Here is a 24,332-nt window from a genome sequence, read left to right as displayed (position 1 = left end):
TTAATGCTTCACGACTGGCCAGGTCATGTTGTTTTTACCAGATAGATCATTAAAAGTATACTGGCCAGGAAAATAATCGCAGTCACAATTTTGATTAAAACAGATGATTGGTGATAGTGTCCCTGTTCCAGCTGCTTTTTAGTATTCGAATACCTGATATAAGCAAACAAGGTTGCCAAGGCACCCAAACCCACAAGCAAAACACCGATCACCGGTGAATAGCCCGTCGGGTGAATTTGGGCCTTTTCCCCCAATGCAGTCGATATCTGCCTGATGAACAGGGAAAATTTAACTACAACAAACCCAAAGCCCATAATACCAATACTTGTCCGGATCCAGGCAAGGAACGTCCTTTCATTGGCAAGATGATCACCTGCATTTTGTCTTTCTTTATTATTTGCCTCCTGATTCATTAATTGCTCAATGCTCCGTTGGCTGCTTGTCAAACTCCTTAATATGCTCACTTATGTCATAAACAGGCTTTGCACCCCCTGTTAGTGAAGCAATCAATGAGCTGCCTATCGCGCTCCTGTATCCGCCCGCGCAGTGAACAGCAACGGGTTTATCCATTGGTATTTCACCGACCCGGTCTTCTAATTCTGCCAACGGAATGGCGATGCTATCAGCAAAAATTTTGTTGGACTCTACTTCCGTTGGGTTTCTAACATCGACAATCGTATAGTTCTGTTGATGTTCACTAAAATCATCAATGTCCAGGACAGGCATAGTTTCTGGCCCATCATCTGCAACGAACGCCTCTTTGATGTTTGTTTCGTACCCAATGGATGCAGCCCGGGCTATAAGTCTTTCCAGTGTAGCAGTATCGGCTGCAACGAGATAAAATTGCTCATTGGGGTCAATCATGCTTCCCAGCCAGGTTTCAAACTTGGTTCCGTCCATGATGTTGATCGATTTGGCAAGATGCCCTTGCTTGAAATCCTTTTGTGGCCTGCTGTCGACGATCCATATATGCTGATCTAAACTAGATTGGTCTGAAACCGATGACAACATTTTGACTTTGCTGACACTTTCCTGAAATGGCAATGCACCTTTTTTATTGAGCTCAACATCAAAAGGGAAGTAGGCCGGAATAAATGGCTGGTCTGTCGTAAGCTCACTGACGAAGGCCTGCTCACTCATCGGCTGAAGGGACCAGTTCTCTGCTTTTTGCTCACCCATAGTACTACTATTAGCATCGCTTAGCGCTTTTCCGCACAATGTACCGGATCCATGTGCCGGGTACAAAATCACATCATCTGGCAACGGCATCAGTTTTTCGCGGAGAGAATGGTACATCTTAGCGGCCAGCTTTTCACGCTGAGCGTCCATATTCCCGCCAGACTCTCTTAAATCAGGCCGGCCACAATCTCCAATAAATAACGTGTCACCACTAAATATATATTTGGGTTGGCCATCGTGGATGAGCAACACCGATATACTATCATCGGAATGACCAGGTGTGTTGATGGCTTTTAAGACAATCTTGCCCAGGATTAGATCCTGGCCTTCATCAAAAGGCGTTAAGCTATATGCAGCTCCTATTTTTGCGCTTGCATAAATTGCCGCACCCGTAGTCTGGGCAATTTCCAAATGGCTGCTAACAAAATCGGCATGTGAATGCGTTTCTATGACTGCAATAATTTGCGCGCCATGCTGTTTTGCAAATTCATAATACTGTTCGGGGTTACGCCCGGGATCAATCAACGCTACTTTGCTTTCACATTCACTTAATATGGCATAGCTGTAATGTGCCAGGAATTTATCTTCAAACTGTTGAACCTTCATATGCAATCATTTTATAATTAAGCTGTTCCTTTAAGAATTTTGTTCCAGTAAAGCCACGGAAGCACCTTGGTCTTTAACAGCCACATGCTATATCTCTCTTTGCCCTGGTCAAATGGAAAGGTTTCCATTGGATTGTTATTGTAATCAAATTCGGCAAGTACTAGTTTGCCATAACCAGTAACCAGCGGGCAAGAACCATACCCGTTATAGACCTGGTCCAAAGATTTGCCTTCCATTACGTGAATAAGATTTTTGACAAGCACTGGCGCTTGTTTACGTATGGCTGCGCCGGTCTTAGAATTAGGCGTGCTTCCAGCATCACCTAAACCGAAAATATTCTTGTAACGGTTATGCTGCATCGTGTCCTTATTAAGATCTACCCATCCAAGCGGGTTATCTTTGAGGGTTAGAGGACTATTTTTAATAAAGTCGGGTGCTGATTGGGGTGGGGTCACATGCAGCATATCAAATGCTTGTGTAATGCGATGCGCGAGCCCATCTGCATTTTTTGTTTCAAAATGGGCCAGTTGGCCAGGCCCGTCAATTTCAACCAAGTTGTAATTGAAATGGGTTTGGATACCGTAATTGCTAACCACCCGGTTTAATACATCAGCATATTTTTTCACTCCGAATATTACACTGCCACCACTGTAAAAATGGACTTCTGAATCTGAGAGCAGCCCCTGTTTTCTTAAATAATCCGAGGCTAGGTACATGATTTTTTGTGGGGCACCACCACATTTAATAGGCGTATTCGGAGCTGTGAATATGGCCTTGCAAGGGCGCTTTATTGAGCTAAGCGTTTGCCAGGTGTAGGGGGCAGATTCAAAAGTATAATTGCTGCAAACTCCATACTGTCCCAGGTTTTCCCTGAGACCTTTGATTTTATCCCAATCAAGCTGGATACCCGGAGCCACTATCAGATAGTCGTAAGTGATCCGCCCACCACCCAGGCAAGTGATCGCATTTTGATCCGGCTCAAAAGACACTACTCTGTCCTTTATCAGTTGCGCCTGCTTAGGAACACAATCCGCCTCCTGCCTGACAGTTTTATCTATATCATATGCGCCGCCACCGACCAATGTCCAGGCCGGCTGGTAATAATGTTTTTCGGATGGATCAATAATGCCAATATCGAGTTTGCTATCCTGATTCAAGAGCTGTGCAGCGACTGAAATCCCGCCATTTCCACCTCCTACAATCAAAATCTGAAAGTGATTTTTCATAAAATTACCTGGTTGTTTTGTTTGTACGGAGTCCGAAAGTGTAATAGAGAGGACAAAAGCTCACGAAGCTTGTCAGGATAAAAATCCCGGCAACCACCAGCAGCACAATGGCTACCGTACCAGAAATGATATGGGTGTAATAAAGGATCACAATGGATACTGCGATCAGTATGCGTAAGACCCGGTCAAGTATTCCCATATTCGCTTTCATAGTTGTCTGGTTTAGTTTAATAAACCAAAGCTACTGACAGCGCCCTACGGGCACAGTGACTTATGTCACATAAGCCGATATAATTTTAAAATAATAAAATATTATAAAACCCTGACCCGACCACATCAGACTTAATGAGGTAACCAACGCTTAACTACCCCATAAAAGTAAGTACCGCCCAATGCACCCAAAATGACAATGAGCATTGGCCAGTACCCGTATCCTAAATTGACAAACATAGGCCCAGGGCACGCGCCTGTTAATGCCCAGCCCAGCCCGAATATGGAACCGCCGATTAGGTAACGGGGCCAGCTTCTATCCTTATCCTGAAATTTAATAGGCTCACCGCTGAAATCACGAACGCTGAATTTCTTGATGAGAAATACTGAAAGGGAGCCCAATACGACAGCAGTCCCAATAATACCATACATCTGAAACGATTGAAAACGGAACATTTCCTGGATCCTGTACCAGGAAACAGCCTCCGATTTGGCCATGACCACACCAAAGAGAATACCCGTCAAAATAAATTTTAAGCCTTTCATTGCATCAAAAAATTAAAGGGAAGAAAAAATACGTCATCACCAGGCCCCCTATAAAGAAACCAATTACGGCTATAAGTGAAGGCACCTGTAAATTGGACAACCCACTAATGGCATGTCCGGAGGTACAACCGCCCGCATACCGGGAACCAAAGCCCACTAAGGCCCCACCAATTAAAAGGATTAGAAAGCCTTTTGGCGATGTTGCAAAATCTTTCCCAAACAGCTGGGAAGGATTAAGACCGCCATCGAATTGGATCCCAAGGTTACTTAAATCACTGATGGTAGCTTCTGATAATTGGAGCTGTCCAGGATTGCTTAACCACTGAGAAACGATAAATCCCCCAATAACAGAGCCTACCAAAAACAGAAGGTTCCAAATTTCTTTACGCCAGTCAAAATCAAAGAATTTCACTTTCTTGCCTGCTCCCGACATGGTGCAGATGGTTCTCAAATTAGATGAAAAGCCGAACGATTTTCCGAAATATAACAGCATGACCATGATCAAACTGATTGCAAAGCCAGATATATACCATGGCCATGGCTGTCTTATGAATTCTAACATATCGTTTTAATGTTTGGAGAATGGGGTGTTATAAAAATGGAAAAAACCGGTAAGTGTGGCTGCGGTATTGCTTGTAATCATTATAAAAGGCCATCAGCATTTTTTCCTCGTACTGTGATTTAAAGTAAAAAAGCAGTAAAAGAAGCCCGCTGATTACAATTTTAGATGTGTCACCTGCTTGCAAACCATATCCTGCCGCGGCCAGGATAATGCCCGAATAGATGGGATGCCTTATGTATTTGTAGAGTCCCGTTGTAATAAGCTCCCCGTTCCTGACTGGTGAAGGAAAAGGGGTCAGACTCCGCCTGATTTGAAATATGGAAACCAGTATTATGACCACCCCTGATATGGCCGTCAATACCCCAGCGAATTTTAGGATCCTATTAACTGGAAAATGGCTGAAAGAGGGAGCGAAGGCATATAAGCCGAATAAGACGAGCTGTGTTCCTACAAAAAGGATATCTTTTCTTTTTCTCATATGTGCAGTTTACAGTGCTATGATCTCATGAGTTATAATATAGATTCCCATCACCAGAATGAACCAACCAAACCCTTTTTTAAGCTGGTCTGAGTTAACATGTTTTCCAAGCACCCCGCCAAGCATGATGCCAGCAACAGCAATACCCGTAATTTTTAAAAGGAATGGCCAGTCGATTGTAAAATGCCCGATATCCCCTACAAAACCAATCAAAGAGTTCAAGGCTATAATCAAAAGCGAAGTGCCTACGGCCTTTTTCATGGGCATACCTAAAAAAAGCACCAGTGTTGGGATCAGCAGGAAGCCACCTCCTGCGCCAAGTAAACCCGTTGTAAGCCCAATACCAATACCGAACACAAACAGTTTAAGATAATTGTTCCCTTTGCCTTCAGATTGATCTGTGACCTTTGCATCATTTCTAATCATACCAAAGGAGGCAGCCATCATCAACAGGGCAAACAGCACCATCGTTAAAATAGGTTCTGTAATCTGAAAACCGCCTATTGTAAAAAGCTGTTTTGGGATCAGGGGAATCAGAAATTTCCGTGTAAGGAACACCGTCGTTATCGAAGATGCACCAAATAAGAGTGCAGTGCGCACACTGACTGCCCCTTTTTTATAATTGTTGAAGGCCCCTATTAAGCTAGTCGAGCCAACAATGAACAAAGAATATGATGTTGATAAAAGTGGTGAGATCCCAAACATGTAGACCAGGACTGGGACTGTCAAAATGGAACCACCGCCACCGATCAGACCAAGCGAAATACCAATAAGCGCTGACGCTATGTAAGCTAAAATTTCCATTTTTCCATATTAACCTTACAAAGCAAGCACTTTCAATTTTGTCAGAAAGTGACTTTTGTCACATAGTCGTCTTTCTTATCAGTGATCAAGAGATACGGCCTAAAAACGAAAATATCCGAAGGCAACGACGATGCTGCGCTTCGGATATAAAGACAAAAAAACAGACCTGACTAACTAGGATTGTTCCTTGACGACAAAGTTGGTTATCAATGGCTCCTCGGTTGCTATCAGCTCATTCTCATGAGGGAAATTGGATGCAAGTGTCTGGGAATAGGGAATATTTTGAGGAATGAAATCTTCTATCGCGCCCGGTTTGCTGTAATCGTAGGGCCAACGGTACACGAATGGGATTTTGCCTGGCCAGTTTCCATGACCTGGCACCAATGGTGTTGTCCATTCCAGTGTATTGGAATTCCACGGATTAAGTGCTGCCTTTTTTCCATAGAAAATGCTTCTAATGAAATTAAAGAGAAATATAAATTGCGCTGAAAAAGTCAGAATGGCCGCAACACTGATAAAAGCATTCATATCCACAAATTTTGTTGTAAAGTCATAACTTGTAAATGCGTAATACCGGCGTGGAAATCCTGCAATTCCAAGGTAATGCATAGGAATAAATGTCATGTATACCCCCACAAAGGTTACCCAGAAGTGTATATAGCCCAGAACAGGGTTCATCATCCGCCCAAACATCTTGGGAAACCAGTGGTAGATACCGGCCATCATTCCAAAAAAGGATGCCGACCCCATGATCAGGTGAAAATGGGCCACGACAAAATATGTATCGTGAAGCTGGATATCCAATGCCGAGTTTCCCAGTATTGCCCCGGTAACACCTCCGGAAAAAAGGAACGAAACCATTCCAATCGAAAAAAGCATAGCTGGCGTGAAAATGATATTACCTCTCCATAAGGTCGTAATATAGTTGAAACCTTTCACCGCAGATGGTACTGCGATGATCAGCGTCAGGAACATAAAGACCGAACCTAAAAAAGGGTTCATGCCAGTCACAAACATGTGATGCGCCCAAACAATGAAGGATAAAAACATAATTGCCATCATCGAGGCGATCATGGCGCGGTAACCAAAAATGGGTTTGCGCGAGTTGGTAGCAATGATGTCGGAAGTAAGCCCAAGGGCAGGCAAAAAAATGATGTAGACCTCTGGATGGCCCAGAAACCAGAATAAATGCTGGTACAGGATTGGCGAACCGCCGACATTGGGCAAGGCCTGGCCGTTTATATAGATGTCTGAAAGAAAAAAGCTGGTACCAAAGCTCCTATCCATGAAGAGCAGTAAAAATGCCGATAAAAGAACAGGGAACGACATTACCCCGATTACGGCCGTAATTAAAAATGACCAGATAGTCAGCGGTAATCTATTAAAAGACATTCCCCTGGTTCTCATATTAATTACAGTTGTGATGTAATTAATACCTCCAAGAAGCGTCGATATAACAAACAGGGCAAAGGACAATAGGTAAAGGGTCATCCCCATTCCCGAACCTGATATCGCTTCCGGAACAGCGCTCAAAGGAGGATAAACAGTCCACCCTCCCATTGCAGGTCCTGTTTCCAGAAAAAACGAAGAAAAAAGAACCACGCTGGCCGCAAAGAAAAACCAATACGAAAGCATGTTCATAAACCCGGAAGCCATGTCGCGTGCACCGATCTGAAGGGGGATCAAAAGATTACTGAATGTCCCGCTTAACCCGGCGGTCAAAACAAAAAACATCATGATTGCCCCGTGCATGGTGACAAGGCCCAGATACATGGAAGGATCTAGCTTTCCACCATCATTAATCCATTTCCCTAAGATAGGCCTGAGCCACCCAAGGTTCATTGTTGGAAAACCTAATTGCAACCGGATGACCATGGATGCACCGCCACCGATTAACGCCCAAAAGATTCCTGAAAAAAGAAATTGTTTTGCGATTACTTTGTGGTCTGTACTAAAAATGTACTTTGTCCAAAACCCCTGCTTGTGATCTGAATGGTCAACTGGTTTTTCAGGGGTGACAATGACGTTATCGTGATTTTCCATAGATATTCCGGACTGTGAACTAACAACCCCAAATTTATCTGCTGGCAAATTCGGTTCATATAGCCAAATCGGGGCATCATCGGTACGGATCAACGATTACCATAATACTTGTTTGAATTCGGAAGGAGAAATCCCGAACTGCTTTTTAAAAAACCGGTTAAAGTACGAGGAGTCTTCAAAATTAAGGGCTGTGGCCACTTCTTTGATTGTTGCCCCTGTGTGTCCCAGTAAGCGCTGGGCTTCAATGCCGATCCGCTCATAGATCAGCTGGCTTGCGGTTTTATTCAGCACGTTTTTGCAGAGAAAATTCAGATGATTAGGTGTTATCCCAAGAAGATCCGCATAAAACATAACTTCCTTATGGTGCAAATAATGTCGGTTGATTTCCTGTTCATATCGTTGCACAAGCGTATGTTCTTGCTTGCCGGAGTGGTCCGGGAATTGAATTAGATAGAGACGGTTCGCCTTTTCAAGAAGTATATTGAAATATGATAATACGACTTGATTTCGCTGCGGCTGATAATTTATGTATTCGTCATAAGCTTGTTGAAACAGAGATAAGAACAGCTCGGGATGTCCGGATACATCGATGAGTGAGGACTGTCCTTGTGAATGAAAAAACGGATAACTATAAAGCCTATCCGGATATTGGGTCATCAGGAAATTGGACTCAAAAAATAGAACAAACCCCTCGATATCCTCACTTAGCTCCCAAGTATGGACTTGTGCAGGACTTAGCAAGTACATTTGATTTTTGTGTATGTCATACGTGTGAAGGTCAATAAAATGTTTACCCGAACCCTTTATGACAATCATCAGCATATAAAAAGAGTGTGAATGTGGGTGATCAACACCTTTTACCCTCTTTGACAATTCTTCAAGCCTGATCATGTAAAACGGCTCATTTTCCCCGCTTGAAGGGTACATACTCAGGCAAAATATCGGCAATTTAATTTTATGGATATCCATGTCTTATCTATGTGCTTTTCAGCCGGATTGTGATAAGACGAAATATCGCCTGAACATCCGATATAGTCAGTGACTTTTATCACACTGGGCGATATTTTTGTAAACCTGGGCACTATTCAACCCAGGCAATATGGTTTCGGAAAAGTTTGATCTTTTTATTTTGCTCCATCTTTTTGAGAAGTCGGGAGATCACTTCTCTGGAAGTATTCAGGTCGTTGGCAATTTCAAGGTGCGTAATTGGTAGCTCCTTGACACCACTATTTTTGAACTGATTTCTTAGATAAAAATCCAGACGCTCATCCATGCCTTTAAAGATGACACTGTCCAGCACTGTTAAAAGTTCTTCAAAGCGTGACCTGTAATTTTCAATTACGAAATAGTACCAGCTTCGGTAGGTCTTCATTAATTCATCCATCAATTGGATGGGGATCATAATCACCATCGTATCTTCCACGGCTTTGGCCATAATTTGGCTGGACTCCTGCTTGGTCGCACAAATCATCGATAATGCACACGCATTGCCTTGTTCCAGGTAGTAGATAAACGCTTCCTCTCCATCTGTACCTTCCCGGTAAAGCTTAACTCGTCCATCAGCAATCAGGACAGTATGTTTGATATACTGACCGGTTCGCATGATGATTTCTCCTGCTGGAATGCTCCTCAGAGTTCCAGCAGACGCGATTTTGGCCTTTAGTTCAGGCTCGAAAGATTTGAAAAACGTTTCTAGATAGTATGTGATATCAGTTTTTGGACTCATAAATGGAATATTAACTTTCGCAATTCATTAGATAAATGTCTATTATAACAAAATTGTCAAAAGTAAATTCAATAACGATTAGGGAACGTACATTCAAATCATCTCTGGAGGAAAGATTAGGGTTCTACCTGAAAAATCAGTTTTAAGGTAGTAAGACCAATATTTTGTCAATCACCCATCAGGAAATTGCCAATGACCTCAATACATCACGGGAGGTCGTATCAAGATTACTAAAAAAAATGGAACAGGATAAAAAGATCGGGTTGCTTAGAAATAGTATCCAGTGGCATTCCTTGAAATAAATCTAATGTCAACGCTCAAATTACGCTTTGGATAAGATATACAATCAATACTATACTGATCAGTAAAATCATGCCCGTTAGAACGGTAGTCAGAACATTGGACGGCTGGTAAGTGCTGCTTCTGAGCTGCTGGTCTGTCTTTCGGTATTGCCAGAAAGAAAACAAAATAGCCAGAACGCCCATTGCTACCAGCACAATCCCAATGATAGCAGAATAACCGTGCGAGGGAGTATTCACTTTAGTGCCCAGCGCCAGACCTATTTGTTTAACAAACAAAGAGAATTTTACCACCACAAAGCCAAATGCCATAATCCCGATCCCTGTCCTTATCCAGGCCAGATAAGTCCTTTCATTGGCTAGGTGATCAGCTGGCTTAAAAGGTGAATTTTCATTTTGATACATAAAACAAACGTAGCACTGATTGTAACTTAAGTTAGGATAGAGATAAAGTAGGCAAAAATATGCAAACCGTAGTACCCTTACCAGCTGCAGAATCAACTGTAAGTTGTCCCTGGTGCATATCAATAATTTTCTTGGCTATGGTAAGCCCGAGCCCAAAGCCCGGAAGACTGCCCACATTGGCAGCCCGCATCATGGGCAGAAATACATCTTCAAGCTGCGTAGCAGGAATGCCAATCCCCTGGTCGATCACTTTCATCATCACCAGATTTAGGTCGAAATCTACGATAAGTTCAACAGGTTTATTTAAAGAATACTTGCTGGCGTTTTCCAGAATATTGTTAAGGACGGTACGGAGCAGCGTTGAATTTCCCAGTATCCTTATTGACGAAGTATTTTCGGTAAAACTATCGGTTAGTTGCAGTTCAATATGCTGGTCGGGATGCTTTTCACCAAAATAAGTGATCGTATCCAATATCGTATCGACAATATTGATATCTTCCTTGAATTGCCCTGACTGCAAACCTTCTACTTCTGCCAGGTGCAAAAGCGAGTTCGCCAGATTGATGGCCCCTTCCAGGCGCACAAGTGCTTTTCCCATGCTTTGTTTTGTGTCTGCCAGGCTCTGATCATAAGCCAGCGAAGTTTCTAAAACACCTTTCACTACCGTTAAGGGGGTACGGATTTCGTGCGAAGCGTACGAAACAAAATGCTCCTGGCTCATCGCCAAGGTTTGCAAACGGGCTAGTAATTCGTTAAACGAACTCGCTAGATAAGCCGCTTCATCGTCTTTGGACTGCGTAGAAAGACGAAATGAAAAATCATTGACAGCGGCCGGGTTCATTTGTCCTATTAGCCCATCAAATGGCCTCAAAGCCCTTCTGGCAAACCAAAATCCCGCAAAAGCTACAATGACCAGCATAATCACGTTCCCGGAAATCAGGATAAAAAGCAGGCTTTCGTTGGCTTGTCTGCCGGTCAGATCATAGGCGGTAACCACAGAAACATATTGTGTTCCCTCAATTTTGAAGGACAGCGTAACACCTTCCTTCGCTGAACCCCAGGGTTCGGCTTTATACTGAAAATAAACCTCTTTTTTACGAGCTTCTGCAAGCAGATTTTTGGTTAACTCAAAATCATTGGCACCAGACGATTGGTAAATCAGCTTATTTTTTTCGTCGATCAACCACTCGTGCTGATCGGGAAGTGTCAGATAGCTTGAACGATGAAACTCAAGTCGATCTTTAAAATAGAGCTGCCCGGCCAATGCACGTCTTTGCAGCCGGTTTCTCATCAGAGACCTGCGGTAAGACTCGTAGTTCTGATAGATAAAAACAGAGAACAATAGCAGTAAAGTGGCCACCAAAACACCGAAGCCGATTGTTATCCTGCGCTTGATGCTCATGGTTCTGCGCCGATCATATAACCAACACCAAAAACGGTGTGAAGCAGTCGGGGTTCTGAACGGTCGATTTTTCTACGGAGATAATTCACATACACATCAACAACATTGGTGTTGGTATTAAAATGTACATCCCATACATTTTCCAGCAGGTCTATCCTATTCATTACCTTTCCTTGATTAATCATCAGATATTCAAGCAGCGCATATTCACGTGCCGTCAGTTCAATCCGCTCTCCTGCCCTCCATACCTTATGAGAATCAGTCTCAATTTCAAGGTCCAGCAATTCCAGCCTTTTGGCCATGGGAGCCCGGGACGGGTGTCTTCTTGCCAACGCTTTCAGACGGAACAACAGCTCTTTAAAAGCAAAGGGTTTTGATAAATAATCGTCTGCACCGGCCTCAAATCCTAATACCTTGTTATCCAGGCTGCCCAGCGCGGTGAGCATAATAACAGGAATTGCGGGCCAGTTCTCCTTAATAAAGCGGCAAAGGTCAAAACCATTCATGCCCGGAAGGTTTACATCCAGGATGACCACATCAAACCGGTGCTCATTGACCATACTACGGCCAATAACGCCGTCGAAGGCGACCGAAACCGCAACTCCTTCAGAAAGCAGTCCCTTTTGAATGAACTGAGTTAATTCGACATCATCTTCAACGACTAAAACATTCATAGCATTTTACCGGTCTCATACACTTCACCGGGTAAAATTAAGCAACCCAGATGGAACACCTGCTTAAAGCTGGCCTTCTAATCACATTTTAATAACCCTCTAACTACCCTCTAATCAGATCGGTATTTACTTTGGACTTTGATGCCAACGCTTATGACACTTAACGCTGAATGGACTGTGTATCTGGTAGATGATGACGATGATGATGCACTTTTCTTTGAAATGGCAGTAAAACAAACCCATTCTAACTGCATTGTAAGACGTTGCGCGAATGGAGAAAATTTTATGTTCGAATTACATAAGAATCGACAAGTAGCAACCAGTCTCGTCTTTCTTGATTTGACAATGCCATCTCTAAGTGGTATTGAAATATTACGTCAGGTTCGTGCAGTTCCTTTTTCATCGAATTTGCCCGTTGTTATTTTATCTGGCTCACAATCTCCCAGCGCGATTGGTCAGGCTTACAAAGCTGGGGTAACAGGCTACCTATCAAAACCGGCATTTCATGGCGATTGGACTTTTGTCCTGGACCGTGCTATTCATTTTGCAAAGAAAATTTCAATTCAATCATGACAAATATATCGCGCCGTTTGATCGGTGTTTTAATCGTTTTAATATCTCCATATGCACTATTCGGGCAGGTTTTGAGTCTGGAAGAAGCTGTTAAAACAACTTTGTCTAACTACCCTTCACTATCGGCTGCGCAGTCGGCGCTGGAAGCGGTTCGCGAGAATGCCCAGGTTATTAAGGACAACCGGCTGCCCAATGTTCGTTTGCATGATCAGATCAATGTGGGTACAGCTAACGGGCTTTCAGGTTCTTATTTTTCGATGGGGCTCATTGTTCCGACTTCTGGAGGACGGCGGTCAGAAAACAGCATGGATCTGGCCTCAGGCAACATTGCCTTGGCGACGGCCGATTGGGAGGTGTTTAATTTCGGACGTTTTCAGGCTGAAGACCGGCTGGCCCGTGCAGATATTATTGTGGGCGAATCTGCCGTTGAAAATGAAAAATTTGGCATCCGTCAAACCGTCATCAATACGTATCTGGATCTGCTCTGGCTCAGACAAACCCTTAAAATCGAGGAGCGAAACCTGGCGCGAGTCGATACAGTTCGCAGGATTATTATCAATCTGGTACATAATGGAATACGTCCTGGACTGGATTCTTCACTGGCCACCGTGGAATACTCTCGCGCTAAGCTTAATTATTTCCAGATGCAACAGGAACTCCAGCGGGCTTTTATCCAACTCGCTACCCTGACCGGCCGGCCTGTAAAAGGGTTGGAGATTGATACAACTTTTCAGCAGCAGGCTCTTTTGATGCAGCCTTTTGATATTAAACTCAACGCTGATCATCCGCTGCTGCGTTACCGTAGTAATCTGGTAAACCGACAAAATACAGAAGTCGAATTGATCCGAAAATCGGCATTGCCCAGGGTGTCGGTGCTTACCTCAGCATGGGCGCGCGGAACGAGCCTTGATATAGACAATAATTTTGGCCCGATTGGCTCAGGTTTTGGATACAGCAGGACAAATTTTTTGGTGGGCGTAGCAGCAACTGTAAACCTGACAGACTTCCACCGGATAAAAAACCGGACTCAATTGCAACAATGGCGGGTCAAACAAGCCCGCAGTCTATTAGAAACACAGCAAATTCAGCTGCAAAATACGCTCACTACCTCTGACTCGGTGATGGCAACAGTCCGGCTAGCATTAATGGAATTGCCAACTGCCCTGAACTCGGCTGAACGAGCCTATCAACAGCGGCTTTCACTGTATAACAACGGGATAGAAAATATTCTGGGCTTAACTGATGCATTGCAACTGCTGACTACCGTGGAAAAACAATCCGTGAATATCCAGCGCAGCGCAGTCGATGTCCGTCTGCAACGCGCATATGCAACCAGTAATTTTGACGATTTTTTTGCGCTTTTCCGTCGCTAATAAATTCCTATACCAACTAGATTTATGTTATCAACCTCATTAAAACGGCCAATTTCAATCCTGGTACTAGTAGCCGGGCTGATCGTTTTCTCGGTCATGTCTGCGACAAGGATACCCATTGACATTTTCCCGCGACTTAACTCACCGGTGATTTATGTCATCGAGCCGTATGGCGGGATGTCCCCTGCACAAATGGAGGGCTTTTTTGCTACCCGTATGCAGGACCAGTTTCTGTACATTGGTGGAATAAAGGAAATTTCCAGCCGGAGTGTGCAGGGATTAACCGTTGTAAAACTGGCTTTTTACGAAGGCAGCGACATGGCCCAGGCTTCTGCCGAAGTCGCCATTCAGGTCAACAGGGCCATGAAATTCTTTCCGCCCGGTGCATTGCCTCCGCAGGTCGTCCGCTATGATGCTTCCTCGGTACCCATTGGTGACCTGGTATTCAGCAGTAAGACGCGCTCCCTAAAAGAAATTCACGAGTTGGCCGTGACCAGAATCCGGCCTCTGTTTTCAACGGTACCTGGCCTGACTGCACCGCCTCCAATTGGTACCAATGCCAGGACGGTGGTGATCAACCTGGATCCACAGAAAGCGCGCAGTTTAAACATATCACCCGATGAAGTGGTTGAAGCCCTTGCGGCTAACAATGCCACGACGCCTTCGGGTAACATACGTGTGGGCAATACATCTTACATCACAACCCTGAATTCACTGGAAGAACAGGTCGCTGATTTCGGTCAGATACCCGTTACGACCGATGGACACCGGACCGTTTTCTTAAAAGATCTGGCAAATATCCTGGACGGATCAGATGTTACGGCCGGTTATGCGATTGTGAACGGAAGCCGGTCTTCTTATATACCAGTCGTTAAAACAGCGGACGCTTCTACCTGGGACGTGGTTACTGCCTTAAAAGCCAAACTTCCTGAAATGCGCAGTTTGCTACCGGATGACATTGAAGTAAATTACGAATTCGATCAGTCAATCTTCGTGATAAATGCCGTAAAAAGCCTTCTTTTTGAAGGAGGTTTGGGCGCTATTTTAACGGGTTTAATGGTTCTGCTCTTTCTGGGCGACTGGCGCTCATCGGTTATTGTAATTGTAACAATTCCGATTTCAATCATTGCAGCCGTGCTGTTTTTAAGCCTTGCCGGACAGACCATCAATATCATGACATTGTCCGGATTGGCCCTTGCCATCGGAGTGCTCGTCGATCAGGCAACGGTGACCATTGAAAATATCCACCAGCATCTGGAAATGGGCAAACCCAAAAAGCAGGCCATTTACGATGCTTGTCAGGAAGTTGCCTTGCCCCTCTTACTGATCTTGCTTTGTATCATAGCTGTATTTGCGCCTTCCTTTATCATGAGCGGCGTGCCCAGGGCTATGTTTCTTCCGCTTTCTCTATCGATCGGTTTTGCCATGACCGTATCCTATTTTCTTGCCCAAAGCCTGGTACCCATCCTGGCTAACTGGATGCTGAAAGACCATTCAGGGCACACCCAAACAAATGATACCCCTAAACCCGCTTCCTTTTTCGACCGCATCCGTGAAAGTTTCATGGGCCAGAACCGAAGGTTACTGCGCAGTAACCGCCTGATCGTGGTGGTATATCTGGTAGTGATCTTCGCTTTGGCAGCAGCGGGTTTTATGTTGATTGGAAAGGATATGCTTCCCCAATTAAATTCCGGGCAGATGGTGATCCGGCTAAAAACCCCTGACGGAACGCGGTTGGAAAGAACAGAAGAAAAAGTAAGTGAGTTGATAACCATAGTCGATCAGGCAGCGAATGGCCACCTGGCTATTTCTTCCGCTTATGTGGGTGTTGTACCAACCAATTACGCAACTACAAACCTATATGTGAGCACCAGTGGTTCTAATGACGCGGTCATCAAAGTGGGGCTTGATAGTGAGTATCATACGAATATGCAGGATTTAAAAGAAAGGATCCGCGATGCCGTAAAAGAACAGATGCCCGATGCCACATTGTCTTTTGAGCCCGCCGACCTGACTGAAAAACTAATGAGCGGCGGCGCTTTCACCCCGATCGAAGTGCAGGTGGCAGGACGGGATATGAAACAGATCGAAACCTATGCCAACAAACTGGTACATGGTTTGTCACAGGTTAGTAATCTTCGCGATGTGCGTATCGTACAGCCGCTAAAATTTCCGGTCATTAATATCAAACTGGACCGACAAAAATTAGCTGTCATGGGACTCAGTTTAGAGCAGACAGCGCGCTCGATTACTGCATCCACCTCATCCAGCCGTTTTACAGAAAAAAACCAGTGGCTTGACGCGAAGGCAGCTTACACCTATCAGGTCCAGGTGCAGATACCTGAATTTGCCATGCGCAACCTTTCTCAGTTACAGGAAATCCCGCTGGTAGCGGGGCAGGTCCGTCCAGTGCTAGCCGACGTAGCGACTTTGTCCATTGACACACTTCCCGGTGAATATGCCCGTATTGGCCCACGGCGTTTCGTAACTGTTTCAGCAAATCTTCACCACACAGATTTAGGAACCGCTACGAAATCCGTCGAGAAAGTAATTGCCGGTCTGGGTGAAGCACCTAAAGGATTAGTAACACAGGTGAAAGGAATGTCCTCGCTGCTGACTGAAACACTCGATAGTTTACAACTAGGGCTAGGCATTGCGATTGTCGTCATTTTCCTGCTGCTGGCAGCCAACTATCAATCGCTGAAATTGTCGTTGGTCATACTTTCAACAGTTCCAGCCGTTATTGTGGGCTCGATCGCAATCCTTCTTTTGACAGGAAGTACGTTGAACCTACAATCCTACATGGGCATTATTATGTCGACGGGTATCTCCGTTGCCAATGCAATCCTGATCGTTACCAACGCCGAGCGCCTTCGCTGGGAGTACCGCGATGTACGCCGTGCTGCCTTGGATAGTGCCGGCCTTCGCCTTCGCCCCGTGCTCATGACCAGTTTCGCTATGATTGCCGGTATGGTGCCTATGGCATTAGGGAGCGGAGAAGCAGGCGAACAGGTAGCGCCGTTGGGCCGCGCGGTTATAGGCGGATTAATCGCTTCGACGCTAGCCGCACTTTATATTGTACCACAGGTTTATGTTTGGCTGCAAGGTAAAACCACTTTTGAAGACCCATCGCTTTTACCTGATCAGGTTAATGCATCCCAGTTTATTGAACATTCCAATGGTATTTCCCATACAGATCCAATCATCCACTCATGAAAAACATACTATATAGCGGCTTGTCTTTGGCTTTAAGCCTTACTGTTTTATCGTCCTGTTCCTCATCGGAATCAGCCGAAGCCACATCAAAAGATAAGAAAATTAAATTTGTCCCAACCTATCAGTTTGGCACAGTTTCAAGCCAGAAAGTTGGAGAGGAAATCCAGTTACCCGGAGAATTCCTTCCCTTTCAGGAAGTCAGCATTTATCCAAAAGCGGATGGTTTTGTTGAAAAAGTGCTGGTAGACAGAGGATCTAATGTGCATAAAGGTCAGGTCCTGATGGTACTTGAAGCGCCGGAAACAGAGGAGCAATTAATAGCTGCCCGTTCCAACTATCTCAAAGCTCAAGCCATGCTGGTAGGCAGTAAAGAACATTACCGAAGGCTGGTCTCAGGAAGTAAAATTACTGGTTCTGTCTCGGCCCTGGATCTGGAAAGTGCCAACGCAAAAATGATGGCTGACAGCGCTGCAGCCATGGGTGAGCAGGCAAATTTCGGGGCATTGACCAAAATAAAATCCTACCTGGTAGTCCGAGCGCCATTTGATGGGGTCATTACCGAACGGAACGTTCATCCGGGTGCATTGGTTGGATCAGGTGTACGATTAGCCGGTCCGATGCTGATGCTTCAACAACAAAACCACCTAAGGCTTGTGGTTGACATTCCCGAGACTTACAGTCTGGGTGTTAAAAATGGGAAGGCGGTTACCTTCGAAGTAAACGCAATGCCAGGAAAGAAATTTACTGGAAAAATCAGCCGGCGCTCTGGGAATATGAATGAAAAATTCCGATCAGAAACCGTTGAAATTGATGTGAAAAACAATGACGGTATACTGAAACCGGGCATGTTTGCTGAAATCAGCATGGCTTCCGATGGTACCAATGGAGCGTTGGCCGTTCCTACTTCAGCTATTCTGACTTCAACCGAAAGCCAATATGTGGTACGGGTACAAAATGGATTGGCAGAATACGTTGAAATCAAGCCTGGTCAACAGTCTGATACAATGACAGAAGTTTTCGGAAATCTTCGTGTTGGTGATAAGATTGTTACCAATCCGCGTAATGATCTTAAAAGCGGGACTAAAATAGCGATGAAATGATTGTAAAAGTTAGGCAGGAAAAGGTTCCGATAAAAAATCCATATTTAGAGATTCAATTTCATCATAGCAATTCGAAACGTTTGAAAACGTACTTCAGAAATGATACTTCTGATCCTATTAATAATGATTGCTTTAGGGGCTGCAATTCTTGTATCTCAAGCAATTTATTGTCATAGTTCGGAATTAAGCCAAAAAAAGTACAGTCAAATAACCCACCAAAGAAAAAGAAGTCGAAGACAGATTGAAAAGGATCTTGATTGGTTAATACTTCTTAAAAAAAACGATGCAATTGATGAAAAAGAGTTTTGTAATCAAGTCGACCAGTTGATTGATGAACTTTCCACTTGCTCTAAATCATTTTTGTAAACGGGTTATTATCATCGGTAACATTGTATCCCCGGGCAAGTGATGCCCGGATTTCCAAATCTGCTTCTTGTCTGGCCAAAAGGCCTAGATATTCGTTATTGACTTTCCCATAAAATTCCCTTGGGTCAATCTGTCGGCCGTTCAGTGGTGTTTCTGCACCAAAGCGGTACCGAAGCCTAAATTCTGGCGGAGTTCCAGAACTAAACGTCTCATCTAGGACTATCCTGTGCGCGTTAATGAATACTTCCAGGTCTTTTACGTTGCTAAACTGTTGTATGAGGCGATGTGTAAAATTGCCGTCTTCCAACCTGGCGAAGTATCCCCCTCCTCTTGAATTATCCGCCGAAATCTTTTTGGTAAGAACCCAACTAGATCAGTTTTTTCATATTTTAACTGCTTAAATCAGGGACGCTTCGGGCTGCTTTTCACGAAAAATTTGCCTTGCCTCCAATTTCGTATTCAGCTTCCAATTTTCTGCAATCCTAACGTTGACATTAATTTGGGCAATCGAGCCAGTCTTGTAACTTGCCTGACCAAATACACTAACACCAGTTACAACGAACAAAAAACAACCAAGAAGGGTTTTTACATCAATAAATCAAGTTGTCAGTGTTGCGTTGTACAATTTCCTTAATGCTAACGACTGTCCCGTCATTTTCAGAAAGTACTTCAAAATAGCGCTCAATCCTGTCGCGAAACCCTTTTAATATAATTTCATAACGGACCAGAACACCTTTTACAGCCATGTTTTCAAGCAAAGATTCTTTTAAGATGCGCTCGGGTCCTTGCCAATGCACTTGGGTCTTGACGATTTTGTAATGTGAGAAGGATATGCTTAGGGAGTCTTTCAGTTTTGCCTGCCCACTTGAATTCATTTTACTAATACTCGATATTATTTCAACATCCTGGATATGTCCGGATTCATCGAACTCGATACTATAGCGTTTGCCGGAATATTTCAATTTAGCTTCTATTGACTTTCCCGTCAGGCTCTGCTCGCCATACCAATGGATTTTAGACTTTTTAAACACCGAGGATACAAACTCTACTGCCATTTCAGGAACAGCATTTGGCTTTATCCCGAACTCTCGCTCATATTTTTGTTGCCCTAGGCAAGGCGTACATAGAAACCAGGTGGCTAGACCAAAAAGGAGTTTACTATGAAATTCTGTGCTAATCATGCGAATAATTCGGACAATAAGGTTCAATTCTTATGTTAACTACTAAAAACTACGTACCACACGCATTTACCCATAAACATGTTCAAGAAATGAAGTACGGCTCAAAAAGACTTTATCTAGCTAATACTAAAACGGGCAGCACTTTTCAGGACGGGTTCAAAACTTGGATTGTCCGATTTAAATAGTAAAATGTATCATATCAGCGTACTGGTTATCCAGAACCCATAAAACAACTTTAATCCCATATGTTTTCTTGCTGAAACATTTACCAGAAAGACGCAATTTTGCATGATATGGCCTGCCGACATTTTTAGTAATTCTAACTGAGTTGGAACTTCAAAATCGAGAACTAGTATTTCGAGCAAAGTTACCCTAGTAGCTAAAATTAGCGAAACTGTACCGATTTAAAGTATCCACATCAAAATAGGGTTTTTGACGGTTTCCTTCATGATTTATAAATGCAAAAAATGTACCGATTTAAACATTAGTTTATTTCGGTACACCTTCTTATCTTCATGTCCATGAAAGTTCTGGAAGCAAAATCTCAAAAAGGCGACGTGTCGCACCTCTCGCCTCTAGCGATTATTTTTACGCGCGTCTCAAAAAACGTCCAAAACTATCAGCGCCAGATTGATGACTTGACTGCTTACGCTATTAAACAAGGTTGGACAGTAACTGGTGTGATCTCGGAGAAAATTTCCGGAAGCAAAAGTAATGAAGACCGTGGTGGCATCACCCAACTGATGGAAGCGGCTAGGCTTGGCAAGTTAAAAAAAGTCCTTGTGTCCGAAGTCTCACGCCTGGGGAGAAGACCCTCACAGACACACCAGGTATTAGAGCAGTTAACAAGTCTTAAAATTTCTCTTTATATCCATCAATTTAACATAGAAACGCTCTTACCCAATGGTAAGCTAAACCCGGCTGCCTCAATGATTTTTTCTATTACGGCGGATATGGCCCGGCAGGAAAAAGAAACCCACGTTGAACGGGTGATCAGTGGCATCCAGTTAGCCAAAAGAAACGGACAGAAGTTTGGCAGAAAATTCGGACCTCTCTATACGGAAGCGCAGCTGCTGCGAAAATATTCCAAAGCAGCAAAGGATTTACAATTGGGAATCAGTATACGAAAAGTGGCCAAGATATACGGAATATCTGCCGACACAGTGCAAAGGATTAAAAAGTTAATTAAAACCGAGACATCGCAATTACCTGATTAGACAAAACTAGTTACGGTACAGAATAACCATTTACGAACAGTAGCTTACCTTATATCTTTCAAATTTAGCTTCCTTTTAAAATGACCTACATTATCAGTGGATTGGAATTCAAAACAAAAAAGCTGTTGGAAGCCTATGCAAAGGATATCTTATATTCAGGCACTTTAAACGAACCAGTGACAGGACCGGATTCAGCCTTTATGTATGACTACTTCAAAAAAATGCATGTTGAGTTCGATATGAAAGAAGGTTGCGGTTTGCAAAGCATCATCAGGGTTATAGAACCCCTTTATGGTAAATACCGCGGTTTTAAACTTGTCAGAGTGGATGGATCCGATACCGATATATCATATATACTTTCCAACATAACAAAGAAAAATCCGTTAAGGGATCTGAAACAGGCATTCAGGGCAGCGATCGAGCCGCAGCTGAATTCCTTCAAGTTAGCTCAACTTGCCGAAAATCCTCAGATGAAATGTCCGTTTACATCAGAATCACTCTATTACGGACACAGCCATGTGGATCATCATGAGCCTACCTTTGATCAGTTAGTTTCAACATTTATACAAATGCATAGCTTAGACGACGTAAGGATAAATGAAATTATATCCCAGCCGGCCGACAACCAGCTTCTGGCTGAACTAACCGATAAATACTTGAAGGAGAGCTTTTGCGAGTTTCATGAAAAAAATGCAAAACTGAGGCTCTTATCCCCGCTGGGTAATTTGTCCCATGCAAAGACTAGTACACCTCTTTGACAATTAAGGTAAAGTCAATACATAAGACCGTTACTTCATTTTATTAAGAAAATCTTCAAGTCTATATCCATTCCTTGTAAGATCCCTGATCAAATTCGCTTCTAACTTTTCGCAATTTTCTTTCAAGTTCCGCTGTAAGAGGGATAAGGTCGAGTAATCCCCCTGCTTCAGTAATTCCTTTAATTTTTCTGTTGAGTCTTGGTGTTCTTCCGATATCTCTATCCTTAATTGCTCCAATAGAGAGTTCTCGGTCTCTGTCAAATTTTGCTCTAAGGTCTTGTTCAGATTTTGCAAGTTCTGATCGAAAGCTGTTTTCTCTTGATTCATTCTCAGCTCTGACTCGTTTTTCAATTTCTGCATATTCATCTGGTAATCTTGACGTTTCGATCTCAACTGCGACGATTTGGCTGTCAATTGCTGAGATTTCTTCTGTAGTAGCGTCTGTTTTTCCATCAATATCAACCTCTTTGGATTCAATTGATTGTCCATATCGTTCTTCTTCTGCTCGGAGTTTTGCAATTCTATCTGATAGAGGTTCTGGGTTTGCTCCCAATTCTCGAATTCGCTCTGCAATGTCGTCAATCTCGTCTTGGCTTGTTGCTCGATAAGTACTTTCTTCGTATCCAAGGCTTTGATCTTTGAATTTATATCGTCCCTCCAGATCTTCGTTTGTTTTTTCAAATTCTCTTCCTTCGAGAATAAACTTAGCTTCAATCTTGTCAAGTCTTGCTCTCTCTGATTCAAATCCTGCTGAGACCTCTCCGTCAATTGTTTCCTGTAATTCTCGCCATTGCTTTCGATGTGCTGTTGTATTTCTCTCAGTTCGTCGTATTTTTTTGTTGATTGATTCTCTAGTGCTTGTAATTGTTCTGATTCCAAATATCTTCTAAATCGCCGTATAGCTTCTTTAAGTTCAAAAGCTTTGCATTCGTAAGTCCTTTCAAAGTTGGCAAGTCCTTTCTCGAATTCATCACCAAGTGATATATCCTGGCCAGCTCTAGGGGGAACATGTTGGTATTCGGTATTTTCTCGCTCATAGTTGTAGACCCATTTTGTGCGGGCGGTTTTATGGAAGGTTTCTTCTATTTCAGGAGATGGTCCGGTGGGTAAACTCACCTGGATGGTATCAATGCCCAGATTTCTGATCTTTAAATATTTGTCCTCACTGATTTTATGAGTGGCGACTAATTCTATCAAAAGAATCGGTTTCCCTGTTTCATCAAAGAATGTGACATCGGGTTGAATCTGTAAAAATTTACCTGAGTCAGTCTTCCAATCAAGATCTCTACCCCAGACAATCTTTCCCTCTTCATTCTCATAAAAAGGCATTTCAACCGCTACGGAATCTGCTTCCACAGTCCAAGACTCACGAATGATCTGAACTCCCCCACTTTGCCCATCAGCCGGATATTTCCTAAGTGAGGGTACTTTTACATGTTTCAGGTGTTGGAGAATCTCTTTGCCAAGTTTGTGTCTGATTGTTTCATCAGAATAGGAACACTTTCCCCTGCGCTCAACATCTTGCGGATCATGAGCGAAATGGTGAATCTTGATATCTCCTTTTCTGGCTATCATCCTTTGGCGGCAGCCCGGACAAAAATAGCCCTTACGGCCTCGCTCTACCTGTGAAATATGCTGGAGCTCGTCTAGAAGATTTAATGCATATGAATGGTCGTCATGTTGGTTTTGTTCATTCATAGAACTTCTGTTCGTTTCTGGCCACTTCCGCCGCTAATCATGCTTTCAAGTGCAATCCACTATGCAGCGGTTTTTATGTAGGTATTTTAAATCGGCACAGTTTATGGATTAATTAACTGACCCAATGACAAAACTAATGAACCGATAGAACTTATATTTGCTCCCATACCTACTAAATTATTCCATGTAGACTTTGTCATACTAAATCCAATTTAAATAGACGTATTTCTGATATAGGGAAAACAAGTAAGTGAAATCACGTTGTCAATGGATTCTGAAATGTTCTCTACTACGGGTGCATATATAGGTAACTCTTAGAAAAAATATATTTGTCTCAAGTTGCTGAGCTATTCTGTAGAAGTTAAGGTTTAGTAGATTTGTGAACTTTGATCTAATACTAAATCCAATTTAAATAGACGTATTTCTGATATAGGGAAAACAAGTAAGTGAAATCACGTTGTCAATGGATTCTGAAATGTTCTCTACTACTTTCTGAATTTTTTGTTGTGCGAGTTCTAGGCTGTCAAAAACTTTGTTTTTCAGATACCTCCGCACTTCCTTGAAAAATCTTTCAATAGGATTTAGTTCAGGACAAGCGGGCGGCAATTTTTTAAATACTAATTTGTTGGCATCAAAAAGTTCGTCTTTATGAGCTTTCGCACCGTCGGCTATAAAAAGAGACTTTTGGTT

At 43.3% G+C, this 24,332-nt stretch carries 25 protein-coding genes and 1 pseudogene; 8 read left to right on the top strand and 18 right to left on the bottom strand.

Features of this window, described 5'->3' with window-relative positions; translation table 11 throughout:
- Positions 1 to 23: 23 nt before the first annotated feature.
- The 11 genes from E0F88_RS31015 to E0F88_RS30965 form a co-directional block, all read right to left on the bottom strand.
- Complete coding sequence (locus E0F88_RS31015) at positions 24 to 413, bottom strand: YidH family protein (protein WP_131962247.1); 390 nt, start codon at positions 411 to 413, stop codon at positions 24 to 26.
- A gap of 7 nt (positions 414 to 420) precedes the next feature.
- Entirely contained in the window at positions 421 to 1,785 is a 1,365-nt protein-coding gene (locus E0F88_RS31010; protein ID WP_131962245.1) for an MBL fold metallo-hydrolase, read from the bottom strand.
- A 17-nt stretch (positions 1,786 to 1,802) separates the two neighbouring features.
- A complete protein-coding gene (locus tag E0F88_RS31005; protein ID WP_131962243.1) occupies positions 1,803 to 3,011 on the bottom strand; it encodes an NAD(P)/FAD-dependent oxidoreductase in 1,209 nt (402 codons plus the stop codon).
- A 4-nt stretch (positions 3,012 to 3,015) separates the two neighbouring features.
- Complete coding sequence (locus E0F88_RS31000) at positions 3,016 to 3,222, bottom strand: YgaP family membrane protein (RefSeq protein ID WP_131962241.1); 207 nt, start codon at positions 3,220 to 3,222, stop codon at positions 3,016 to 3,018.
- 131 nt (positions 3,223 to 3,353) lie between these two features.
- Positions 3,354 to 3,767 (bottom strand): DUF6691 family protein, encoded by a 414-nt coding sequence (locus E0F88_RS30995; protein WP_131962239.1) that lies wholly within the window; start codon positions 3,765 to 3,767, stop codon positions 3,354 to 3,356.
- 4 nt (positions 3,768 to 3,771) lie between these two features.
- Positions 3,772 to 4,329: a YeeE/YedE family protein gene (locus tag E0F88_RS30990; protein ID WP_131962237.1), complete on the bottom strand. Its 558-nt coding sequence runs from the start codon at positions 4,327 to 4,329 to the stop codon at positions 3,772 to 3,774.
- A gap of 28 nt (positions 4,330 to 4,357) precedes the next feature.
- The gene (locus E0F88_RS30985) at positions 4,358 to 4,807 is read right to left on the bottom strand and encodes a methyltransferase family protein (RefSeq protein WP_131962235.1); all 450 of its coding nucleotides are present in this window, start codon (positions 4,805 to 4,807) and stop codon (positions 4,358 to 4,360) included.
- Between the two features lie 9 nt (positions 4,808 to 4,816).
- Positions 4,817 to 5,611, bottom strand: coding sequence for a sulfite exporter TauE/SafE family protein (locus tag E0F88_RS30980; protein WP_131962233.1), 795 nt, complete (start codon positions 5,609 to 5,611; stop codon positions 4,817 to 4,819).
- Between the two features lie 174 nt (positions 5,612 to 5,785).
- On the bottom strand, positions 5,786 to 7,654 hold the full coding sequence (locus tag E0F88_RS30975) for a cytochrome c oxidase subunit I (protein WP_131962231.1): 1,869 nt from the start codon (positions 7,652 to 7,654) through the stop codon (positions 5,786 to 5,788).
- Between the two features lie 96 nt (positions 7,655 to 7,750).
- Positions 7,751 to 8,623 (bottom strand): AraC family transcriptional regulator, encoded by an 873-nt coding sequence (locus tag E0F88_RS30970; protein WP_131962229.1) that lies wholly within the window; start codon positions 8,621 to 8,623, stop codon positions 7,751 to 7,753.
- A gap of 112 nt (positions 8,624 to 8,735) precedes the next feature.
- Positions 8,736 to 9,380, bottom strand: a complete 645-nt coding sequence (locus E0F88_RS30965; RefSeq protein ID WP_220466407.1) for a Crp/Fnr family transcriptional regulator — start codon at positions 9,378 to 9,380, stop codon at positions 8,736 to 8,738.
- A gap of 152 nt (positions 9,381 to 9,532) precedes the next feature.
- Between E0F88_RS30965 and E0F88_RS30960 the strand changes: the two are divergent.
- A pseudogene (locus E0F88_RS30960) lies at positions 9,533 to 9,682 on the top strand (helix-turn-helix domain-containing protein); the annotation flags it as partial.
- A gap of 15 nt (positions 9,683 to 9,697) precedes the next feature.
- Here the strand turns inward: E0F88_RS30960 and E0F88_RS30955 are convergent.
- From E0F88_RS30955 to E0F88_RS30945, 3 genes are read right to left on the bottom strand one after another with little or no spacing between them, the layout of a single operon-like run.
- Positions 9,698 to 10,084, bottom strand: coding sequence for a YidH family protein (locus tag E0F88_RS30955; protein WP_131962227.1), 387 nt, complete (start codon positions 10,082 to 10,084; stop codon positions 9,698 to 9,700).
- 31 nt (positions 10,085 to 10,115) lie between these two features.
- Positions 10,116 to 11,486: a HAMP domain-containing sensor histidine kinase gene (locus E0F88_RS30950; RefSeq protein ID WP_131962225.1), complete on the bottom strand. Its 1,371-nt coding sequence runs from the start codon at positions 11,484 to 11,486 to the stop codon at positions 10,116 to 10,118.
- Positions 11,483 to 12,160: a response regulator transcription factor gene (locus tag E0F88_RS30945; protein ID WP_131962223.1), complete on the bottom strand. Its 678-nt coding sequence runs from the start codon at positions 12,158 to 12,160 to the stop codon at positions 11,483 to 11,485. The genes E0F88_RS30950 and E0F88_RS30945 overlap by 4 nt, the downstream gene beginning before the upstream one ends.
- Before the next feature lie 153 nt (positions 12,161 to 12,313).
- On the opposite strand from E0F88_RS30945, the gene E0F88_RS30940 reads away from it, so the two are divergent.
- The 5 genes from E0F88_RS30940 to E0F88_RS30920 all read left to right on the top strand — a co-directional run bounded on the left by E0F88_RS30940 (position 12,314) and on the right by E0F88_RS30920 (position 18,788).
- Positions 12,314 to 12,733, top strand: a complete 420-nt coding sequence (locus E0F88_RS30940; RefSeq protein WP_165940199.1) for a response regulator — start codon at positions 12,314 to 12,316, stop codon at positions 12,731 to 12,733.
- Positions 12,730 to 14,106: a TolC family protein gene (locus tag E0F88_RS30935; RefSeq protein ID WP_131962219.1), complete on the top strand. Its 1,377-nt coding sequence runs from the start codon at positions 12,730 to 12,732 to the stop codon at positions 14,104 to 14,106. The genes E0F88_RS30940 and E0F88_RS30935 overlap by 4 nt, the downstream gene beginning before the upstream one ends.
- 24 nt (positions 14,107 to 14,130) lie before the next feature.
- Positions 14,131 to 17,322, top strand: a complete 3,192-nt coding sequence (locus E0F88_RS30930; RefSeq protein WP_131962217.1) for an efflux RND transporter permease subunit — start codon at positions 14,131 to 14,133, stop codon at positions 17,320 to 17,322.
- Entirely contained in the window at positions 17,319 to 18,422 is a 1,104-nt protein-coding gene (locus tag E0F88_RS30925) for an efflux RND transporter periplasmic adaptor subunit (RefSeq protein WP_131962215.1), read from the top strand. The genes E0F88_RS30930 and E0F88_RS30925 overlap by 4 nt, the downstream gene beginning before the upstream one ends.
- 99 nt (positions 18,423 to 18,521) lie before the next feature.
- Complete coding sequence (locus tag E0F88_RS30920; RefSeq protein WP_131962213.1) at positions 18,522 to 18,788, top strand: hypothetical protein; 267 nt, start codon at positions 18,522 to 18,524, stop codon at positions 18,786 to 18,788.
- Here the strand turns inward: E0F88_RS30920 and E0F88_RS34930 are convergent.
- Together E0F88_RS34930 and E0F88_RS30910 are read right to left on the bottom strand one after the other, a co-directional pair.
- Positions 18,772 to 19,137, bottom strand: a complete 366-nt coding sequence (locus E0F88_RS34930) for a DUF2490 domain-containing protein (RefSeq protein WP_131962354.1) — start codon at positions 19,135 to 19,137, stop codon at positions 18,772 to 18,774. The two genes, E0F88_RS30920 and E0F88_RS34930, sit on opposite strands and share 17 nt — an antisense overlap.
- A gap of 241 nt (positions 19,138 to 19,378) precedes the next feature.
- Positions 19,379 to 19,969 carry a hypothetical protein gene (locus E0F88_RS30910; protein WP_131962211.1) on the bottom strand — a complete coding sequence of 197 codons (591 nt, stop codon included), beginning with the start codon at positions 19,967 to 19,969 and terminating at the stop codon, positions 19,379 to 19,381.
- A 521-nt stretch (positions 19,970 to 20,490) separates the two neighbouring features.
- Here E0F88_RS30910 and E0F88_RS30905 point away from each other — a divergent pair.
- Together E0F88_RS30905 and E0F88_RS30900 are read left to right on the top strand one after the other, a co-directional pair.
- Positions 20,491 to 21,186, top strand: a complete 696-nt coding sequence (locus tag E0F88_RS30905) for a recombinase family protein (protein ID WP_165940198.1) — start codon at positions 20,491 to 20,493, stop codon at positions 21,184 to 21,186.
- 80 nt (positions 21,187 to 21,266) lie between these two features.
- On the top strand, positions 21,267 to 21,944 hold the full coding sequence (locus E0F88_RS30900) for a DCL family protein (RefSeq protein ID WP_131962207.1): 678 nt from the start codon (positions 21,267 to 21,269) through the stop codon (positions 21,942 to 21,944).
- A 30-nt stretch (positions 21,945 to 21,974) separates the two neighbouring features.
- Here the strand turns inward: E0F88_RS30900 and E0F88_RS30895 are convergent, their stop codons facing one another.
- Together E0F88_RS30895 and E0F88_RS30890 are read right to left on the bottom strand one after the other, a co-directional pair.
- Entirely contained in the window at positions 21,975 to 23,642 is a 1,668-nt protein-coding gene (locus E0F88_RS30895; protein ID WP_131962205.1) for a competence protein CoiA family protein, read from the bottom strand.
- A gap of 408 nt (positions 23,643 to 24,050) precedes the next feature.
- Positions 24,051 to 24,332: transposase (locus E0F88_RS30890; protein ID WP_181956071.1), on the bottom strand; the 282-nt coding region annotated here is incomplete at its 5' end.

It is taken from the genome of Dyadobacter psychrotolerans (genome assembly GCF_004349265.1).
Lineage (GTDB): Bacteria > Bacteroidota > Bacteroidia > Cytophagales > Spirosomataceae > Dyadobacter > Dyadobacter psychrotolerans.
This window is presented reverse-complemented; position numbering and strand designations above follow the sequence as displayed.

Bases quoted from the DNA above. Each gene is read 5' to 3' on its own strand.
- E0F88_RS30990 (WP_131962237.1), bottom strand. From the start codon at position 4,329: ATGTTAGAATTCATAAGACAGCCATGGCCATGGTATATATCTGGCTTT.
- E0F88_RS30980 (WP_131962233.1), bottom strand. From the start codon at position 5,611: ATGGAAATTTTAGCTTACATAGCGTCAGCGCTTATTGGTATTTCGCTT.
- E0F88_RS30995 (WP_131962239.1), bottom strand. From the start codon at position 3,767: ATGAAAGGCTTAAAATTTATTTTGACGGGTATTCTCTTTGGTGTGGTC.
- E0F88_RS30910 (WP_131962211.1), bottom strand. From the start codon at position 19,969: ATGATTAGCACAGAATTTCATAGTAAACTCCTTTTTGGTCTAGCCACC.
- E0F88_RS31010 (WP_131962245.1), bottom strand. From the start codon at position 1,785: ATGAAGGTTCAACAGTTTGAAGATAAATTCCTGGCACATTACAGCTAT.
- E0F88_RS30945 (WP_131962223.1), bottom strand. From the start codon at position 12,160: ATGAATGTTTTAGTCGTTGAAGATGATGTCGAATTAACTCAGTTCATT.
- E0F88_RS30925 (WP_131962215.1), top strand. From the start codon at position 17,319: ATGAAAAACATACTATATAGCGGCTTGTCTTTGGCTTTAAGCCTTACT.
- E0F88_RS30940 (WP_165940199.1), top strand. From the start codon at position 12,314: ATGACACTTAACGCTGAATGGACTGTGTATCTGGTAGATGATGACGAT.
- E0F88_RS30955 (WP_131962227.1), bottom strand. From the start codon at position 10,084: ATGTATCAAAATGAAAATTCACCTTTTAAGCCAGCTGATCACCTAGCC.
- E0F88_RS30950 (WP_131962225.1), bottom strand. From the start codon at position 11,486: ATGAGCATCAAGCGCAGGATAACAATCGGCTTCGGTGTTTTGGTGGCC.
- E0F88_RS30935 (WP_131962219.1), top strand. From the start codon at position 12,730: ATGACAAATATATCGCGCCGTTTGATCGGTGTTTTAATCGTTTTAATA.
- E0F88_RS31005 (WP_131962243.1), bottom strand. From the start codon at position 3,011: ATGAAAAATCACTTTCAGATTTTGATTGTAGGAGGTGGAAATGGCGGG.
- E0F88_RS30985 (WP_131962235.1), bottom strand. From the start codon at position 4,807: ATGAGAAAAAGAAAAGATATCCTTTTTGTAGGAACACAGCTCGTCTTA.
- E0F88_RS30895 (WP_131962205.1), bottom strand. From the start codon at position 23,642: ATGAATGAACAAAACCAACATGACGACCATTCATATGCATTAAATCTT.
- E0F88_RS30920 (WP_131962213.1), top strand. From the start codon at position 18,522: ATGATACTTCTGATCCTATTAATAATGATTGCTTTAGGGGCTGCAATT.
- E0F88_RS30900 (WP_131962207.1), top strand. From the start codon at position 21,267: ATGACCTACATTATCAGTGGATTGGAATTCAAAACAAAAAAGCTGTTG.
- E0F88_RS30975 (WP_131962231.1), bottom strand. From the start codon at position 7,654: ATGGAAAATCACGATAACGTCATTGTCACCCCTGAAAAACCAGTTGAC.
- E0F88_RS31000 (WP_131962241.1), bottom strand. From the start codon at position 3,222: ATGAAAGCGAATATGGGAATACTTGACCGGGTCTTACGCATACTGATC.
- E0F88_RS30905 (WP_165940198.1), top strand. From the start codon at position 20,491: ATGAAAGTTCTGGAAGCAAAATCTCAAAAAGGCGACGTGTCGCACCTC.
- E0F88_RS31015 (WP_131962247.1), bottom strand. From the start codon at position 413: ATGAATCAGGAGGCAAATAATAAAGAAAGACAAAATGCAGGTGATCAT.
- E0F88_RS30965 (WP_220466407.1), bottom strand. From the start codon at position 9,380: ATGAGTCCAAAAACTGATATCACATACTATCTAGAAACGTTTTTCAAA.
- E0F88_RS30930 (WP_131962217.1), top strand. From the start codon at position 14,131: ATGTTATCAACCTCATTAAAACGGCCAATTTCAATCCTGGTACTAGTA.
- E0F88_RS30970 (WP_131962229.1), bottom strand. From the start codon at position 8,623: ATGGATATCCATAAAATTAAATTGCCGATATTTTGCCTGAGTATGTAC.